The 18,355-nt window shown below is 63.9% G+C and carries 15 protein-coding genes; 1 reads left to right on the top strand and 14 read right to left on the bottom strand.

Annotation, left to right across the window (positions count from 1 at the left end; genetic code table 11):
* Window positions 1–128: 128 nt before the first annotated feature.
* From M2333_RS02855 to M2333_RS02805, 11 genes are read right to left on the bottom strand one after another with little or no spacing between them, the layout of a single operon-like run.
* Window positions 129–1,292 carry a CaiB/BaiF CoA transferase family protein gene (locus tag M2333_RS02855; protein ID WP_264587514.1) on the bottom strand — a complete coding sequence of 388 codons (1,164 nt, stop codon included), beginning with the start codon at window positions 1,290–1,292 and terminating at the stop codon, window positions 129–131.
* Window positions 1,289–2,212: an alpha/beta hydrolase family protein gene (locus M2333_RS02850; RefSeq protein ID WP_264610788.1), complete on the bottom strand. Its 924-nt coding sequence runs from the start codon at window positions 2,210–2,212 to the stop codon at window positions 1,289–1,291. The genes M2333_RS02855 and M2333_RS02850 overlap by 4 nt, the downstream gene beginning before the upstream one ends.
* A complete protein-coding gene (dctP, locus tag M2333_RS02845; protein WP_264610787.1) occupies window positions 2,209–3,246 on the bottom strand; it encodes a TRAP transporter substrate-binding protein DctP in 1,038 nt (345 codons plus the stop codon). Before dctP ends, M2333_RS02850 begins: the two co-directional genes overlap by 4 nt.
* Window positions 3,243–4,544, bottom strand: coding sequence for a 2-hydroxyacyl-CoA dehydratase subunit D (locus M2333_RS02840; RefSeq protein WP_181560752.1), 1,302 nt, complete (start codon window positions 4,542–4,544; stop codon window positions 3,243–3,245). Before M2333_RS02840 ends, dctP begins: the two co-directional genes overlap by 4 nt.
* A complete protein-coding gene (locus M2333_RS02835; RefSeq protein ID WP_264610786.1) occupies window positions 4,541–6,625 on the bottom strand; it encodes a CaiB/BaiF CoA-transferase family protein in 2,085 nt (694 codons plus the stop codon). Before M2333_RS02835 ends, M2333_RS02840 begins: the two co-directional genes overlap by 4 nt.
* Entirely contained in the window at window positions 6,622–7,512 is an 891-nt protein-coding gene (locus M2333_RS02830) for a hypothetical protein (RefSeq protein ID WP_264610785.1), read from the bottom strand. Before M2333_RS02830 ends, M2333_RS02835 begins: the two co-directional genes overlap by 4 nt.
* The gene (locus tag M2333_RS02825) at window positions 7,509–8,819 is read right to left on the bottom strand and encodes a TRAP transporter large permease (protein WP_264610784.1); all 1,311 of its coding nucleotides are present in this window, start codon (window positions 8,817–8,819) and stop codon (window positions 7,509–7,511) included. The genes M2333_RS02830 and M2333_RS02825 overlap by 4 nt, the downstream gene beginning before the upstream one ends.
* Window positions 8,816–9,268 carry a TRAP transporter small permease subunit gene (locus M2333_RS02820; protein WP_264610783.1) on the bottom strand — a complete coding sequence of 151 codons (453 nt, stop codon included), beginning with the start codon at window positions 9,266–9,268 and terminating at the stop codon, window positions 8,816–8,818. The genes M2333_RS02825 and M2333_RS02820 overlap by 4 nt, the downstream gene beginning before the upstream one ends.
* Window positions 9,265–10,380 carry a CapA family protein gene (locus M2333_RS02815; RefSeq protein WP_264610782.1) on the bottom strand — a complete coding sequence of 372 codons (1,116 nt, stop codon included), beginning with the start codon at window positions 10,378–10,380 and terminating at the stop codon, window positions 9,265–9,267. Before M2333_RS02815 ends, M2333_RS02820 begins: the two co-directional genes overlap by 4 nt.
* Window positions 10,381–10,393: 13 nt before the next feature.
* Complete coding sequence (locus M2333_RS02810; RefSeq protein ID WP_264610781.1) at window positions 10,394–13,078, bottom strand: TonB-dependent receptor domain-containing protein; 2,685 nt, start codon at window positions 13,076–13,078, stop codon at window positions 10,394–10,396.
* Between the two features lie 47 nt (window positions 13,079–13,125).
* Window positions 13,126–14,850: a CocE/NonD family hydrolase gene (locus M2333_RS02805; protein ID WP_264610780.1), complete on the bottom strand. Its 1,725-nt coding sequence runs from the start codon at window positions 14,848–14,850 to the stop codon at window positions 13,126–13,128.
* Window positions 14,851–14,961: 111 nt separating this feature from the next.
* On the opposite strand from M2333_RS02805, the gene M2333_RS02800 reads away from it, so the two are divergent.
* Complete coding sequence (locus M2333_RS02800; protein ID WP_264571406.1) at window positions 14,962–15,627, top strand: GntR family transcriptional regulator; 666 nt, start codon at window positions 14,962–14,964, stop codon at window positions 15,625–15,627.
* Window positions 15,628–15,713: 86 nt separating this feature from the next.
* Here M2333_RS02800 and M2333_RS02795 read toward each other — a convergent pair whose 3' ends face one another.
* Genes M2333_RS02795 through M2333_RS02785 form a run of 3 tightly spaced genes read right to left on the bottom strand, consistent with a single transcriptional unit; the run spans window position 15,714 to window position 17,949 of the window.
* Window positions 15,714–16,751, bottom strand: coding sequence for a tetratricopeptide repeat protein (locus M2333_RS02795; RefSeq protein ID WP_264610779.1), 1,038 nt, complete (start codon window positions 16,749–16,751; stop codon window positions 15,714–15,716).
* Complete coding sequence (locus tag M2333_RS02790) at window positions 16,748–17,641, bottom strand: hypothetical protein (protein WP_264610778.1); 894 nt, start codon at window positions 17,639–17,641, stop codon at window positions 16,748–16,750. The genes M2333_RS02795 and M2333_RS02790 overlap by 4 nt, the downstream gene beginning before the upstream one ends.
* Window positions 17,642–17,679: 38 nt before the next feature.
* On the bottom strand, window positions 17,680–17,949 hold the full coding sequence (locus M2333_RS02785) for a hypothetical protein (protein WP_264610777.1): 270 nt from the start codon (window positions 17,947–17,949) through the stop codon (window positions 17,680–17,682).
* Window positions 17,950–18,355 lie beyond the last annotated feature (406 nt).

The raw sequence follows: 18,355 nt of genomic DNA, 5'->3' as shown, positions 1-18,355 counted from the left end.
AGTCGAGCGCGTTGAGACACGGAGCGATATTATTCTGCAGTTGCTCCGTCCGCCAAGCGACCTTTGCGGCCGCGTAGTTCTTGTCGCGGTTGCTGACAGCCTTCGTGACAAGCGTGTGTCCATGTCGCCTAGTGGCCTGGTTCCGACCGGTTGAGCCAATCAAGAATCTCGGCCCGATTTTCATCGAGGCGAGGCGGGACTTCGCCGACTTGAAGACCGGGTGTAAGGCGGAAGCCGGCACCGGGGTAGCGCACTGGTCCCGTAAGAGGTCCCTCGGGGATATCGAAGGATACAAGCGCATCCGGACGCGCCAGTTCGGCCGCTTCATCGACCCGGCGCACCATCCCGCAAGGGATGCCAGCTTCGCTCAATCCTGCTTCCCAGGCGGCCGCATCCCTTGTGGCGAACACCCTCTCCAGTTCCGCCTTCATGGCGTCGAAATTGGCCCGCCGTGCTTCTGGCGTGGCGAACAGCGGATCAGTCAGCCAGTCCTCTCGTCCGGTGAACCGGGCAAGCGCGGCAAACTGGTTGGGCTGCACGACGCCGAGCGAAATCTGCCGCCCGTCCCTGGCTGTGAACAACGAAGCGGTGGGCAGGCCGCTATAGCCGGTATTGCCCATGCGGGACATCGCTTGCCCGGTCAGCAGATAGGGCGTCACGGCCGACGTCATGAAGGCCAGGCTGGCATCGAACATCGACACATCGATATAACTGCCGCCGCCACCCTGCAGTCGCCGCACCAGTGCGGACAGGATGGCAAGTGCCGCGGTCTGGCCGGTCAGCGTATCGACAATGGGAAAGCCGACGCGCACCGGCGGGTCACCCTCTTCACCGCTCAGCATCATCATGCCGCTCGTCGCCTGCACGATATTGTCGATGGCCGGCCAGTCGCGCTGAGCACTGTCCTGCCCATAGCCGGACACCGAGCAAAAGATGATATCCGGCCGCAGTTCTCGCACCGCTTCGTAGCCGAGGCCAAGACGTGTGATAACGCCGGGCCGGAAGTTCTCGAGCATCACATCACACCGCGCCACGATCGCGTGGGCGATGTCGAGGTCGGCGGGATCCTTGAGATCCAGCATGATCGACTTCTTCCCTGCATTGGCCGCAATGAATGCAGGTGAGAGACCTTCAAAGCGCGGATCCGATCCGTAACTGCGGAAATTGTCCCCCTTGGGCGACTCGATCTTGATGACGTCGGCGCCCATCAGCCGCAACAGGTGCGACGCATAAGGCCCGGCCATCACATGGCTGAAATCGGCGATGCGGATGCCCGCAAGCGGTTGGGTCATGGTTTTTCCGGAAATTGTTTGCGAACGAGCGTCCATGCGGGGTCTTTGCAAAGGCCGCAGGACGCCCCCGTGAAGAGTTGACCCGCCTTCGGGTCACGCTTGAGTTGCCAGTCGAGCCACGCCACCGCGATCCGGCCATAGTCCCCGCCGTTCGCCGCGCCGAACGTTCCGCCATGGCCCGTATTCTTGTTGGCGTAGAAGACGGGCACATGATCAATGCGGCCCACATCGTCATTGCCGTTGGGATAGGCGATGTCGGTCGGTCCGCCCAAGATGTAGGCGACCGGTGTATGCAGCTTGCGCAGATCGTCCTTGGCGATCGAGACGCGGCTAAGGCCATTGCCTGGCCGGTTATACACGCCGCTGTTGAAGATGACGGCCGTGCGAATGCGCGGATCGGCAGCGGCGGCAAGCGCCTGCAGGCCACCGCAACTATGTCCCATCACGGCAACCTGCTTGGTATCGACGTCGCGTCCGTAGGGGCTACCCTTCACCCAGTCGATTGCAGCGAGGAGCTGGTCCACTGAGGTTTCGTCCGCGGTTGCGGGTGGCGGAATGGGCGGCTCGGGTCCCCGCTGGTTTCCAGCAGCCGGTTCCGTCGAGGGCCTCTCCCCTTTCGGAGCCCCATTGGCGATGACGATGTAGCCATGGCTGGCGATCTCGCGCAGGAAGCCACTGGCCGACAGCCCGTCATTGCGGCAGCCACCATTACCCCACAGCACCAACGGCAGGCGTCTTTGTGGCAGCTTCGCCGGGCGATAGATGGTGTAGCCGGGCGCATCCGCTCGCCCTTCCGCAATCGCGGGCAGATCGCCTGTTCCGCCGGGAGCTCCGATGATGCCAGAAGGTATCTGGGCCGATGCGGAAGGGGCCTGCAGGATGGCAGCCAAAGCACAGAGCAGCGGCGCGACGTGCTTCATTGATTTCCTCCACACTGGATTTTGTCGCGACCCTGCACGGAAGCGCGTGCGGTGCGGAACGCCCTGAGACCATCAATGCCGAAGCGGGACAGGTCGCGGGCATTGCCCTCCGAGTCGCGCAGATAGAGCGCATCAAACCGCGCCTGCTCCTGACGCGACACGCCATTGATCGTCACATGCTGGGCGCGCGCTTCTTCCAGTCCCTTTTCAAGCGCAGCATAGATCTCGCGCGCGAGCGCTGCTTCCCAGACCGCTTGCGACTCCTCGAGGATAGCCCGATCCTGCGCACTCAGCCGATTCCAGCGCTCCATCCCCATCGCCCGAGCAGGATAGGCGCCGCGTGGAATAGCGAGGTTGTTATAGTGGCGGGCGACCTCGGCGAAATGGAGCGACTTGAACGTGTCGCCAGGTGCGATGACGCCATCGATCACACCCTTCGCCATGGCCGAATAGACGTCAGCCATCGGCATGTTCACCGGATCGGCGCCGAGGGATTCGAGCACGCTCAGCAGCTCCGTCGGCGCGCGCAGACGCAGGCCGCGCAGATCGGCCAAGGAGTTCACCTGCCTGCTGGTGGTGACGACGCCGGCGAGCGATCCGCCCTGCACCGCCAGCACCTTGAGCCCTTCCAGCTCGTGGCCGATCTCGGGGTTCGCCGCCGCGATGCAACGATAGAGCGCAAGTTGGGATTCAATGCTGTCCGCACCGCTGTAGAAACCCGTCTGGATGCGGATAAGATGGGCGCCGCCGCGCGCGTAGATGGGCGTGATGAGCCCCACATCCGCGACACCGTGGCGCAGTTCCTCCATCGACATGTCGGACGAAAGCAGCGCCCCGGACCAGCTCGGCCGGATGCGGATGCGGCCGTGCGAGCGCTGCTCGACAAACGCCATCCACGCCTGATCCGCTTTGCTGAACGGATGATTGGGGCTGTAGGGCGTCGCATAAGTGAGTTCCGTCACATCCTGCGGCACGGGCCGGGCGCAGGACGTCAGCAGCAGCAGTAGCGAAGGCAGGAACGCCCGCAGCCTCATGCAAGCCCCCGCTCAGCGAGGAAGCTGGCCACCGTCGCTACCATCCTGTCATGGTCCCAGTTCTTGGCATCCACCATGTCGGCATCAATGGTCAGCACCGGCACGCCTGCTGCCTCCAGCGACAGCGCGGTCAGCTTTGTGCCCGATTGCGAGAGGCGGTTGTCCGGCGGGAGCAACACAACGCAGGCGTCGATGCCGCAGCGCTCCGCCTCGCTGGTCATCCAGCCGTTCATCCAAGGCGGCAGGTGTAGCACTTCATTCATGGAGCAGATACGGCTGGCCAGCGCATCCATTGGCTCGCCCTGCAGTTCACGGATATATTGCGGCCCGGCGAACGGCATATACATCGACCAGACGAAGACTGCGCCGAGCCGTTCCTCCAGGGCCTGATAGAAGCCGGGGTCGTGCCACACACCCGCGCCGATCCACATGAGGCGGACCTTCTCGTTGCTGGCAGAGCCAGTACCATTTGCGATGCGCTCCATCACCTCATCGCGGAAACGTTTGGCATGGGCGACCGCCCAATCCGATCCGCGATGCCATTGCGGGATCATCGTGTTGGGCATCTGCTCGGCGATCGACACGGGGCAAGGCCGCGCCCGGCCGATGGCCTGCGCCGCCTCCCAGATATAGCCCTCCTGCTCGTTGATCCGCTCCATCAGATAGTGGAGCTTCGCCTCGTCGAACTTTCGCCCGGTGCGGTTCTCCAGCAGGGCGATCAGATCACGCATCTCCGCGACCATCAGCGCGATACGATCGGCATCGTAGACCTGGCGCCAGTCGCCCCGGCTATGCTCGAACCAGCGCGGGTCCTTGTGCTCCCATGCCGGCGCCTCCATCGCAAAAAATTCGCTGCCCAGCGCCTGCGCCCATTGGCCGAAGACATGCTGGATGCAGTCGCAGGTCAGCCGCGCCACCAGCACGGTCGGCGTGGGCAGGCCTCCCCAAGGGGCGGTCTTAGGATCGTTAGCGAGCGTGCAGGCGAGGCCCAGCGAGCAATATTTGCAGCTATTCTCGGGATAGCCATGCCGGGCCATTACCTCAAAATACTGGTTCGAGAGCTGCTTTGCCGAAATATAGGCCGACCACCACTGGTTGGTGATGATCGGAATATCCATCACGTGGAAGATTTCGTGCGGCGTGTCGGCCTGCACGATAGCAAAAGGCTCGCCCTCATCCACGACCCGTCGCCGCAGATCCGCACCGAACTGCTTCTGATAGGCGCTGGCTGCTGCCGTGCAGGCCAGATCCTTGCGGCTGCGCTGCCCTGTTGCCCGCGTCGTGACATCCTGGCTCATTCAAAAACTCCTGCAGCGTCGAGCTCTGCGATGCGGGCCTCCGAGAGGCCGCAGATGTCGCGGGCGATGGTGTGAGCATGCTCGCCCATGCGCGGCGCGCGGAACGGCTCCAAGCGATCATGCGAAAATTTGATCGGCGTTGCGATGTGGCCGAACGGCCCGAGCAGCGGATGGTCAAGCGTCACCAACGCGCCGCGCCCGGCAAGTTGCGGATCGTGATCGATCATGTCTTCACAATCCTGCACCACACCGCAGGCGATGCCGGCAGCCTGAAGCTCGGCCATAATGGCATGGTCGGCGCGTTGCGCGACCCACGCCGCGACGTCGCCGCCGGCAATGGCGTGGAGTCTGGCAAGCTCTGCTTCGTCCCTCAGGCTGATCGCCACCCATCGATCCTCGCCCTGCGCCTGGAAGACATCCTGAAAGAAGACAGCGGGATCCGCATTGCCCGAGCGCTGCGGGCGCTCGCCGCGCCGCGCCGCCGCCAGATAGTCCCGCATCTGTTGCACGCAGATCTCGTACATCGAGGCATCGATATGACAACCAAGCCCGGTTTCGCGGCGATGCTGCAGCGCCGCCGCCACTGATCCTGCCATGACGAAAGGCACGATGACGTCGCCATAGGGCACCGCGCCGGGGATGACGGGATCGCGGTCCGGATAGCCGGTGAGGAAGGTCCGTCCCGAGAGTGCGCCACCGGTCCCGTCGACACCCCATTCCTGCGCCAGCGGACCGGTCTGGCCGAACACGCTGCCCGACACCATGACGATGCCCGGGTTGCGCGCTGCCAGTGCATCATAATCGAGGCCAAGCTTCTTCATCGTGCCGGGGGAGAAATTCTCGACCACCACATCGGCCCAGTCGATCAGCGGATCGATGAGTTCACGCGCCTCCGGTTTCTTCATGTTCAGCGAGAGGCTACGTTTGGAGCTGTTGAGATGCGCGAACCAGGGCTTGTCGTCCCAATTGCCTGGGCTGGACGCGGAAACCTGCACGTCGAGACGGGCAAGATCAGGCCGCGTGCGGCTCTCGATCTTCACGATCTCCGCGCCAAGATCGCCGAGCGTCTTGGTCGTGATCGATCCGACCAGAGCCCAGGCGAAATCCAGCACCCGAACGCCCGCCAGCGGCCCCGGCCGCTCGCCGGTGTGGATTGCGGGCGCGGCAATGGCAGCGCCCTTGCGGATCGTCGCGAAGCGCTCCGGCAGGCCCGAAGGCGTATCGAAGAAGTGGCGCGCCGCCAGATGCGGATCGGCCAGCACATCGCCCGGCTCGTTCGCCACGCAGGCATTGATGCCGCGCCTCAGCCCTTCGGTCGCGATCTCATACTTGGTGCGCGAGAGGAAGAAGGCGGCGATCGCCGCTTCCCACAGCGCCCGCGTGTCGGCCGGCAGCGTAGAGCGATTGTAGCTCAGCCAGTCCGTGCCGTGCAGCGGATTGGGGACACCGACTTCATCCATCCAGTCCGAGAGGGCCTGATTGGCGGGCGCGCCGAGCCGCCCGGTCATCAGCGAGTGGAAGCACCAGCCGTCCGCCAGCCGCCAGATGGCCCGCACGGTCGCTTTGCCATAAGCGAGCGCACCGCCCACACGCGTGAGCTTGCGCCGGTCGAACTGCCAGCACAGCACTCCGTTGAAATTGCGACTGAAGGCCACCTGCTGGATCGAGACATCGACATGTTGCCCCTTTCCGTGCGTGCCGCGCGAATAATGAGCGGCCATTGCCCCGGCCCCAGCCACCATATCCGCGTGGAAGGTGCAGGCATCCCCCGCTTCCTTCACCGGTGCCAGATCCGGCTCGCCGGTGACGCGGAGGGCACCTCCCATGGCAGACGCCACCAGCTCGCCGCCTTTCCATTGCGACCGTGGACCACCCGAGCCGAAGCTGGTGACTGACACGTGCACGGCAGTTTCCGGGATGGCAATGCCCCCCAACCCCTCCAGCCCGATATCGTCGATGACGAACGATGCGCCCTCCACCGGACCGCCCAGCTCCGCCCCAATCGAAGCCAGGAAGCGGGCCAGTGGCCGATCCGCCATGCCGCCCAGAATGGCGACGCGATGACCGGATAACGGCATCATGCAGAAAGCTCCTTCAGAAATTGCGTAATCTCGCCGGCCGCGCCGTCAGTTCCGCGCCAGCCGCGCCGCGTCATGATGAGGTGGGGAATGCCGGCCTGTGACAAGGCCTCACGCTGCGCGGGCAGATGCCAGATGCGCGCCTCATCCTCCTCCGCAAACCAGAGCACGACCGCCGAGGCGCCGAATGTCCGCGCCCTGTCGACCAGATCCGATGCGCGATCGAAAAAGGCGCGGCCGCTCTGCGAGGCGGCATGGAGCTGGCGCGCGATAGCAGTTATCGGATCGCCGCTCGCCTCCTCAACGGCCGCGCCCGGATCTTGCCAGGCGTCCGCCAGCGTCGGTCCGCATGCGGACCAGCGGGCCGCCTCGATGACGGCATGGAGACGGCGATCAGGCGGCGGCGTGCCAGCCAGCAGGCAACAAGGCGCAGCCATGCCCGCCATCCCGCTGGCCGATGCGCGACGCCGGTTCGTTTCGGCGATCCCACGCTCCAGTGCGGGGGCATCCAGCCCCAGCCGATCGGCAAGCTGGCGGACAGCGGCCACCATATGCGCCGCGCTGCTCGAGCGGGCGATCCGCGCGACGTCGAAGATCAGCGGCTCGGGGCCCTTGACCTTTCCCTGTCTGCGGAGCTCGCAGATATAGTAATAGAGCCGCTGCGCAGCGTCGTCCGCCCGGGAGAAGATGACGGCGTCGAGACTGTCCAGAGCCCCGTCCGCCCAGTCCTGCACGATAGATCGCGCCCAGAGCGGGAATTTGCTTTCCAGCCAGCGGTCGGCAGTGGGCATGGCGCGATCGACATTCCAGGCCACCGGGCCGGAACAGGCGCCCGTCGCGGCGAGCAAATCTTGCGGCAGATCGGGGCCGACATAAGCGATCATGGTCATTGTCCAAATACGGTGGGCAGCCACAGCACCATGGCCGGGAAGAGAATGATGAGCAGCAGGTGGATGAGATCGCTGGCAAGGAAGGGCATCACGCCCCGGAAGATGCGGCCGAGCGGCACATCCTTCGCCACGCCCTGAATCACGTAGAGGTTCATGCCGAGCGGCGGATGGACGAAGCCGATCTCCATCGCGCGGGTGATGAAGATGCCGAACCAGATGGGCGACATGCCCACGCTCTCGACGATCGGGAGCAGGATCGGCGTGGTGAGCAGCATCAGCGCAAGGCCATCCAGCACCGATCCGAGCAGCAGCAGCAGAACCGCCACGACGAGGAGCGTGGGGATGGTGCCGAGGCCCATCTGCGTCACGCTGCTGCCCACTGCCTCGGTGAGACCGGTGACGCTGATGAAGACCGAGAAGGTGATCGCCCCGATGATGACGAGGAAGATAAGGCCGGCAGTGCGCAAGGTCTCCGAGAAGGCGCGGAACAGCACATCCCGATTCAGGCGGCCACGCCAGGCCGTGATGACCAGCGCGCCAGCCGTGCCGATGGACGAGGCCTCCGAGGGGCTGAACCAGCCCAGCACGATGCCGCCCAGCACCACGGCGACCAGCAGCAGCATGTCTGCAATCTTGAGCATCGCCCGGCCACGCTCGGGCCAGCTCGCACGCGCGCTGGCCGGGGCGATCGAGGGCTTCCAGCGGCAGAGCAGCCAGATGACCAGGCAATAGAAGAGCATCTGCGAGATGCCCGGGATCAGCGTCGCAGTGAACAGCTTGCCGATCGATTGCTCGGCAATGATGCCATAAACGATCAACGCGCCGGATGGCGGCAGCATCTGGCCCAGTGTGCCGCCCGCCGCGACCGTGCCGGTCGCCAGGGCGTCGGAATAGCCGCGCTGGCGCATTTCCGGCAGGGCGACGAGGCCGATGGTCGCCGCCGTCGCCAGGCTCGATCCGTTGATCGATCCGAAGCCGGCGCACCCGCCCACCGACGCATAAGCGAGGCCGCCGCGCCGGTGACCGATCATCTTGGCCGCGGCATCGAACAGGTCGCTGCTGGCATTGGCGGAAAAGAAGAGATGCGCCATCAGCATGAAGAGCGGCAGCGTCCCCAGCTCGTAGCGGGTCAGCGTCTCGACCACGACGACGCCCGCCTTGATGAGCGCCGCTTCCGGCCCCAGCACGATCATCAAGCCGCCTACGCCGACAAGGCCGAGCGACACGCCGATCGGCAAGCCGGCCATGAGAATGGTCAACAGGATCAGCAGGCCGATAAAGCCTGTCTCGGGTGTGGCGAGCATCATGAGCGGGGGCGCTCCGCGAGCTGGCGGACCAGCAGGACAATGACGACGACAAGCGAGGCATTGAGGAAGGCGCGCATCCAGCGCCATGGCACGCCGACCAGTTCGCTCACTTCCTGGCTATTCCAGAGATCGAACGCGAGCCAGCAGGAGCCGGCGAGCAACCCTGCATAGAAGACGATCGAGAGCGCCGTGCAGGTGCGCTCGGCAATGTCGCGCCGGATGCCCGTCAGCCGATCGAGGATCAGATGCACGCGGGCATGGTTCCGGGCGATCGTCGCCGCCACGAGCGCCAGCGCTCCGGCGACCAGAACCGCGACCTGAACCAGCTCGATCGCGCCCTTGAGCGGCAGGCCCGTATGCCGCCCGATCACCGCGAGCAGGTTCAACAGCGCGGCCGCGATCAGGGCGCCCCCCCCGATCCAGACCATGGCAACCCTGGCAGAACTCATGCGCCAACCTCTTCGACGCGACCGTCGGCCGCTATTGTGATGGCAGGCAGCCCCGCCTTTTGCGTGATCCGCTCGACATAGGACCGGATGTCCGCCGCGCGGGCGGGCGAGGCGAGCACGGGCCGCCCCGGCGCCTCGACATCGACAGGAATGATGCCCACGTCCATCGCGCCGCCACCATGGAGACGGATGGTGCCGAGAAAGGCGTTCACCGCTTCAGGATGAAAGGGCGCGAGCGTGTAGGCCGGGTCCGGCTCGAAACCGAAAAGCTTGCGCCGCCGATCGACCCATTCCGCGCGGGCCGGATGATCCTGAGCCGGACTGAGCGCACTGGTGACGACGCAGCCATTGCCAAGTCCATGGAAGATCGGTTTCCCGCGATAAAATTCGATTCCGCGCACGATATGCGCATGGTGACCGATGACGACGTCCGCCCCCGCATCGATCGCAGTGTGGGAAACCGCTCGTTCGTAAGGCGCGAGTTGCGCGGGTGTGTGGACGATACCCTTGTGGAGCGCCACGAGCACGATGTCCGCCTGCTGGCGCGCGGCCGCGATATCCTCCCGCAAGGTCGCGACGGCCTCTGCGGTCAGCGTGGTGAGCGCAGCCGCCGGCGCAATCGGCGCGCCGTCTGCCGTATCGACCCGCAGAAAGGCGCAGCCGGCAGTATCCTTACCGGCCCAACTGTTTTCCGGGCCAACACAATTATAGCTCAGCAGCGCGATCCGATGGCCACCGCGCGTCACGATCGCTGGCGCGCGGGCGGCTGCAAGCGTCAGCGCCGCGCCGGTGTGATGCACGCCGTGCGCATCGAGACCGGCCAGCGTGTCGGCAATGCCCTGCGAGCCGCAATCGGCGATGTGATTGCCGGCAAGACTGAGCATCCCGAACCCTGCCTGCGCGATGGCGGCAAGATTTTCGGGCGGCGCACCGGGCGCCGGCACATCTCCCTTCAGTTCGACGACACTCGCCGTGTGGGGCACTTCCAGATGCCCCACTGCGAGGTCGGCAGCGCGCAGGGCGGGGGCGATCCCAGCCAGCCAATAGGCGCCATCCGGCTCATCCAGAACCAGATCGCCTGCCAGCACAATCGAGATCGCCTCCTTCGCCACGCACTCCGCTCCCTTAGAAGGACTTGCGCACGCTGACGGCGAAGAGCCTCCCAATGGGATCGCTCGCCGTCGCGTCATAGCCACCGCCGCCATTGCCGTTGGGCGCCAGATTGACATAGGGGGGCGCAATATCGAAGACGTTGCGCACTTCCATCGCGAGCGTGAGCCCCTTCTCGAAGAAGCCGGTCGCCTGTGGATCCCCGATGCGCCACGTCAGCGTCAAGTCGACAGGGGTATAGCTCTTCACGGACTGCACCGGGTTGGAAAGGTTGTTGGTGTATCCACCAACATGCGTGGCCAGAACACGCGCGCTCAGTGGCCCGTGATCCCAGGTGATGCTGGCCCGCGCCTTGAACTTGAGCGGATTGAAGATGACGTTGCGCCGGTCGACCAGCGGCGCGGCTGGCGTCACGGCGATGTTATACTTGGTGAGGTAGGTACCCGACACGTTGAAAAGCAGATGGTCGTCCGCACCGACGTCCGCTTTCCAGGTTCCGCTGAAGTCGATCCCGCGCGTGATCGACACGCCCAGATTCTGGCTGCGTCCATCCACGAACAGCGTCACATTGGCCGGATCGCCACCGGGGAAGGAACCTCCGGCCAGCGCGACGCCCTGGCTCAGCAACTGCTGCACCCGCGCCGCCGCCGCCGATCCGCGCAGGATGATGCCCGTGCCGGCATATTGCGCCTCGTTACCCAGGATGGTGAGGTTGGAGAGGTTGGCCAGCACCTGATTCTCATATTTGACGTCCCAATAGGTGACGCCGAAACTCAGATTGGATGTCGGCTCGAAGTCCAAGCCGACCGACCAGGTGGTTGCCGTCTCCGGCTTCAGGTCCAGATTGGGACCGGAAAGCGCATAGCCCTGCAGCGGCGCACCGCCCGCCGGGTTCTGGTAGCTCTGGCCGAATATGTTGTTCGAGTTGCCGTAAATCTCCGGGATAGTCGGCGCACGGAACGACGTGCCGTAGCTGCCGCGCAGCTTGACACCGCGCACCGGCTGCCAGTTCAAGCCGAACTTGGGGTTGGTGGTGCTGCCCACGTCACTATACTTGTCGTGGCGCACGGCGGCGTTGAGTTCCAGCCGCTCGAAACCGGGAACCGCGTTGTTCGCCCCAAAGATCGGGATGTAGAGTTCGCCATAGAAGGAATCCACCTCGCGGCCGAAATGGCGGTATGTAATCGGCGTCGTCGGCCCGCCGCGAGCGGAGCCGAGCGCGACGTTGAAATCCTGCCGCTCATAACCCGCCGCCAGCTTCACGTCGCCGCCGGGCAGCGCGAAGAGCGAGCCGTTGAGGCGACCTTCATAGGTCTTCAGGTGGCCATTGGTTGGAGCCAGGAAGATCTGGTCGGCAATCCCGGCCAGCACTGCGGCGCTGGTGCGACCACGGCTGTACGGGTCAAACGCCGTCGCGGGGTTGCTACTGGCGAGCGCAGCGTTCAGCGCGGCGTTGTTGATGCCGTGATAAGAGCCTGAGAAATCATTGGTCTTGCCATAACCGAACAGCACTTCGGCTTCCCAGTCATGGGGCAGCTTGGCACGAAGGCCGGGCGTGATTTGCCAGCTTTCCGCAGAACCGAACGAGTCATTGATCGGCACGCTGTTCCCGAAATTATAGTCGAGTGTGTAGCTGGTCCCGCTAAAGCCAGCCGGCCGCACGAAGAAGGCGTTCGTCTGCGGCACCGTCAGGCGCGCGTTGGAATAGGCGGAATTCCGGTAAAAATTACGCTTTGAATAGAAGCCGTCATAGAAGACGCTCAGCCAGTCGGTCAGGTCGAAGCGACCCGTGCTATTGAATGAGTCGTAGCGCTGCTTCGGAATGAGATCCTGATTGTCCAGCTCGTCGCACCTGTTGAGCGTGCCTGCCGCCAGCGATCCGGCCGTCGCCTGCGTCACACCGCCCGCCGGGATGGCGTAGGTCGTACCGTTCGCATTGATGTTGCCCGGGGCGCACCGCACGATCCGGTAATCCCCGCCGCCGAAGCCCGTCTGGTTGCTGGTAAAGAAGCCGCGATCGTCGCCGCTCAGGTTCGAGCGCTCGACATGCTCGTAGGCGACCATGATCTGCCCGCGTTCAAACACCTTGCCGAGGGCCGCGCCCAGCGTCGTCTCATGGAAGTCGCCCCGTGACGATATGCCCGATCGCGCGAACACCTCGCCGCCGTCTAGGGACCGACGGGGGATAAGATTCACCACGCCTGCGACCGCATCCGAACCGTAGATGGCGGATGCGCCGTCGGCGACCACCTCGACCCGCTCGACACCCAGTGACGGAAGCACCGACGGATCGATCGAACGGCTGTTGTTGGTCACGCGGTGCCCGTCGATCATCACCAGTGTCGCATAAGGCCCAATGCCGCGCAGGTTCACCGAGTTGCCATAGGTGATGTTGCCGCTTCCGCCCGACTGGCCACGCGAATTTTCCGAGACGCCGAGGTCGAAGACCTGCGGAATTTCCTTAATCATGCGATCGACGGTGACCGCGCTCGAGGCCTCCATCTCGGCCCGGCCAAGTGTGGTGACGGTCGACCCGACCGGCGCTTCGCCACGCACGCGGCTGCCGGTGATGACGATGTCCGGCGCTGCCCCCTCCTCGTTCTGCGCCACCGCCATGGCGGGCAGAGCCAGTGCCATCAGGCTGCTGCTCAGCTTCAGTGCCGTTCCTAGAGTGATCCCGCCCTTATAATCCTTGCTCATCCCAACCTCCCTCGCCGCCCCTGCGGCTTTTATGTTTAATCGACGTCTCAGTTCGCGACCGGCAATTTGACCCAGGAGCCGCCCGCGCTGCCCCGCTCGACCGTGAAAACCGGGGCGGGAGTCTGTTGTATTTCCTTGAGATTGCGCTGGCGGGGGTCCGCACCGGCGATGGTGACGCGCAAACGGGCGCCAGCCGGCACGATCCGCGACACCGGCGTCAGATCGATCGCCAGATTGGCCTGCTGGCCGACCGGGAGAGGTGCTACATCCGCCTTGCGCCCTGAGTGCCAGGGCAGACCCATGACGTGATAGGGTGCCTTGCCAGTCTTGCGATGCGCGAGTGCCAGCCGGCCGAAGGCCACGACCTCCGCCTCTCCGTCGGCCGCCACCTGATCCAGATAGACGAAAACATCGGCATCGGGCTTGTCCGCCGAGACGCGCAGGCTCACGACCGGATAGCCGATCAGCTTGAGCGGCTTGTCCAGCGGGGCGCTGGTATAGCTCAGCCCCTTGTCGTCCATGGGCTTGGCCCAGAAGGCAAAATAGTCTGCGCCGGGCAAGTCGTAGCGCACCGTGAACTTGTCCGCGCCCGCGCGATCCGGCTTTGCACCGAGCGTTCCGTCATTCACCGATCGCGCGGTGCCACTGCGACCGCCGTTCAGGAACCACTGCATTGGCGTGACGTTGGCACCCGGCAACGCGTCGGAGCGGGCATAGCCACCTTTCCCGTCCAATCCCTCGACCCAATAAGTCGCACGCGGCTCTTTCTCGATGCCGTTGTCCGCGCCTTTGAGATAATGATCGAAATAGCGCACGACTTCGCCAGTGAAGTCGAATCCAGGCGGCGGCACGCAGTGGCTGCCAGGCCCCGCGAGAAACTTCGATCCCTTGAGGTTCGCCGCGCTTAAGATGGACTGGGCCGTTGGCTCGTCATGCCAGTTGCTCCAAAAATAAGTGGCGATGCCCGCCCGCTGGATCGCGTCGAGATAATTATAGACGCCCACTTCCTCCCAGAAGCGATTTCCAGTGAAAGAGGAAACGCTGTCGCGATAGGGCATACCATACCAGAGCGCGGCCATCGGCGTGTTCTGGGCATGCTGGGCAACGGCTGATTTAAGCTGCTGCCCGTCCGCGTCGCCATCGACCGGGACGCTCGCCAGATCGTCGCTCAATGGCTCGTCCGGCCGGGTGTTGAACTGTGCGGTGATACCGCCGCGCCGCACGAAAGCATATTTATCGAGGTCCGACGCGCCAATGAAAACCGCCTTGAGCGCCGGGGGCGCAGTGGTCGCGGTGTGAAATGTTGTGCCCCCCAGATAGGAGCATCCGATCATGCCGACTTTGCCGGTGGAAAAGGACTGACTTGCCAGCCACTCGACCAGATCATGGCCATCTTTCGCCTCGGTGCGGTCCTGAAAACCCCGCCGCGCGCCGAAGGATGCGCCCTTGCCGCGAATATCGGCGACCGCGACCACATAACCGGCGGAAATCAGCGAGCGCAGCGCCAGGCCATGCTCCAGCGCGACTTCCCTGATCGCGCCGTCCTTATCCTTGAAACGAGCGCGATAGGGCGTGAATACGAAGATGACCGGAAGGCGCTTTTCTTGCACCTTGCCGTCACTGGCCGGTCGATAGATATTGACGGCCAGCTTCGTCCCGTCGCGCACAGGCACGTAGAGCGAGCTGCGCTGCACATCTGCATAGTCTTTAGCCGGACCCGGCACGGCTGCCGTAATAGCAGCCAGCGCGCCGATCCATCTAACCGCCCGCATCCTCGCTCTCCTATTGTTGACAATTTCATCAGCGATCAACCCGCTGGATGCAATCAAAAAACAGATGACAATATTGTTGACAATATTGTCAGGAGATTAGACGCTACGCACATGAACGAGCAGTTGGACAAGCGGGCACCCTCGGCCGTCGAGGTCGCCGACTGGGTGCGTGACCGCATTCGCACAGGCCGTTTTGTGCCCGGCCAGCGGTTGGTCGAAGTGGACATCATCCGGCAAACCGGCGCTAGTCGGTCGAAGGTGCGCGAAGCGTTGCAGCGGCTGGAAGGCGAAGGCCTGGTGCTGATTGAGGAATTCCGCGGGGCATCCGTCCGAAGCACCAGCCTTGAGGAAGCTGCGCAAATTTATCGGGCGCGTCTTGCCTTAGAAGGTATCTGCGCCGCCGACTTCACACGAAATGCTTCGGATGAGCAGAAGCACCAGTTGTGCATCGTCCAGGAGCAACTCGACAAATGCGTGAACGATCGGGCGCCGGATAAGTTTGGGCGACTGAATATCGAGTGGCATCGCCTCATTGTGGAAGGCTCTGGCAACACGGTTATTGCCGAGTTGCTCAAACGCCTGAATGTTCCCATTCACCGAATGTTGTTCGAGAGTTTCTACGACGAGGAGCGCCTGCGTACCGCGAACGCGGACCACCAGAACATGCTGCGCCTCATTTTGGCCGGAGAGGCCGATGCGGCCGAAACGGCCATGCGCAGCCACATCGGTGACGGGTTCAAAACACTGTCAAAAATCGAGAGTGAATTTTATCGGTGAGGGTCGTGAGTGCGGTGCTCACCGATCGTCAGCAACGGGCCACTGACAGAATCGGCCTAACCCGCGATAAATGCGGGGTGCGAACCTCAGCGCTGTTCCTCTCCGCCATCCTCGACCGCGCTTGAAGCGCTTGCGGCAGCGCGTGCATCGGCGAGCGCCTTCCTCGCCTTGCCGGCGAAGGAGGCCTTCGGGTCCAGCTTCAGGGATCGCTCCAGCAAGGCGATCGCTCGCGCATGATTGCGATCCCGACCGTGCTGGCCCTCCAGACTGGCTTTCCCAAGCATGAAGCAGCTTTCCGCCTCCCCGAGCCCGCACGCCTTGTCGAACATGTCGAGCGCGCCGCTCCGGTCTTTACGGACTCCCTGACCCCGGTGGATCATCATCGCGAGATTGCCGCAAGCGCTCGCGTCGCCAGTCTGACACGTCTTCTCGAACAATTCTGTCGCCCGAGCATAGTCACGCGGCACGCCGAGGCCGTCCCGATAGAGAACGCCGAGGTTATAGCATGATTTGTCATCGCTCGCGTCGCAGCCCTGCCCGAACAGGCGCGCGGCTTCTGCATGATTCCGGCGCAGTCCCTTGCCCAGCGAATAGGCAGCGCCGAGGTTCATGCATCCGTCGGGCGATCCGTTGTCGCAGGCTTCCCGGAACAGAGCAGCGGCGCGGACGTCGTCCTTCGCAACGCCATCCCCGCGAATGTAAGCGAGGCCGAGGTTCGAGCATCCGGTGGCATCGCCGCTCCGGCAAGCATAGGCATAATAAGCAGCGGCTCGGTCCATCGACAGAGCCACGCCCTGCCCCTGCCCATAAGCGAAGCCGGCCATGGTGCAGCTTGCCATGTCACCAAGATTGCACGCCTTGCCCGCAAAATACGTCGCCTGCACCAGATCGCGTGCGACACCCCGGCCTTCTCGGTAGCGCTTGCCCAGGTCGGCGCAGCTGTCCGCATCCTCTCCGTCGCAGCGCGTGACAAGCTCCGGCACGGAGGTCAGCGCGTCCTCTTGTGACACCTCCATTTCCGATGGCGCTTGCGTTGCTGTCGTGGCTTCCTGCGCCTGCGCAGGGGGCACCACGGAGGCGGTTAGCAGCGCGAGGACGACCATGGGCCGCAAGGCCGAGGTCATCCGCCTTGTCCCTCGCCGCCGTCTCGGACGAGCTGTGCGCGAAAGCGCAGCGATTGCGGCGTAGCCTCAAGCACGTCGATCATGAAGTCGCCGATATGAACTGTCTTTTGCGCTCGGGGAAAGCGCATGGGCTGGCCGGAACCGGCATGAGCGAGGTCGTCGATGCTGTAGCCGCGCTTCTCGAACACCAACTCGCCATTGTGCACGCCCAGATAGGCAATGTCGTAAATCTGCCCGACCACATCCGTGTCATAATCGCTGACGATGGGGATCTGCACACCCTTGGTATAATCCCGTGGTGGAACGACGGCATGTCCCGCCAGCGCAATCTGCGGCGTGCCGAAGGTTTCGACGCCGGGCGCCTTCGAGCGAATGACCGGCACCTTGGGATCAAGGCGCATGCGTTCGTGGATTGCCGCCGGGCTTTCCGACGCCTGGGCGTCAGCGATCAGGGCCTCGGCAAAAGCGACTTCGTCGATCTGCAGCGGGAAGCCGTCGCTCTGCGCGCGATCCGCGGCGCAGACGAACTGTAATTGCGCATCGCCGATTGTGTCGGGCAGGACGGCTTCGGTCGGAAAGCGCACCGCGGTCTCGTCGAGCCGTTGATCCTCAGCGTCATAGCGCATCGCCATATCCCAGCTTTCGGTGCGCTTCTTGCAGTCGGTCACCATATAGGCGCGGATGAGGGCCGCTGGATCATTGGGATCGCGGATCACCTGGCTGGCCTGATACCGGACGATATCGCCCTCACGCTCGATGGAGCCCACATCGACGAACAGAACCCGGTCTGCGCCCTGTGCCACGAACCACCATTGCGAAGAGCGCGCCTGTGCCGCCATCGGCGCCAGCGCGAGCAGGCCACATAGCAACGTAGCAATTTTGCCGTTCAACAGCTGTCCTTTCCTCACAGTCATAGTCATATGCCGGCCTATTCCGCTTCTGGCGCGCCTAGCGGCTCAATGGATTTGCCGTCCTTGGTACAGGTAAACCGCGACGCGCGCAGGGGCGGTTGCACGCTCACCGCATCTGCCCGCCAGATTTGCCCTTGCTCCGGGCTGGACGTCATCGCACTGCGGTCGATACGCATGCCCGCCTCCGGCGCCAGCTCTTCTTCGAAAAACCGAACGCACTTCTGAACGGCGCTATCCGTGATCCCGGCAATCGCGACCTCATCTTCGCCGATACCGGCGGGCAGCATGCCGGCGACAGGATCTGCCCTCACCACGTCTTGCGGTAGGGCCGCCGCAGCGACCAGCATTGTTATCATGAGCATAGGATGAGACCTCTACAAGCGGGAACAGGCTCTTGTGGCCACCTATGCGCAAGATATGAAACTCTTTTTTCCCAATCGATCGTCCAGCCGTGCGACGCTGCCGTTGGCACGACGGTGGACGGAAACACGCACACCCTATTTCGGCCGCCAGTAAGATGCCGTGGTTGCGTGGGCACGCATGAGCAGCAGCCACCCTGCGCAACTAGCGGATCGGCGTCAAAACCGGAGGTCCGGTGCATGGCCGATCTGTATTATCATTCTTGCTGAGATGCTGACCACCCGGCCACGGGCATGCAGTGCCTCATCGTTGACATCAGCGGTAGCCTTCGGC

The organism is Sphingobium sp. B11D3B, assembly GCF_025961735.1.
GTDB lineage: Bacteria > Pseudomonadota > Alphaproteobacteria > Sphingomonadales > Sphingomonadaceae > Sphingobium.
Note: the sequence above shows the minus strand (reverse complement) of the source record. Positions and strands in the feature narration are given on the sequence as shown.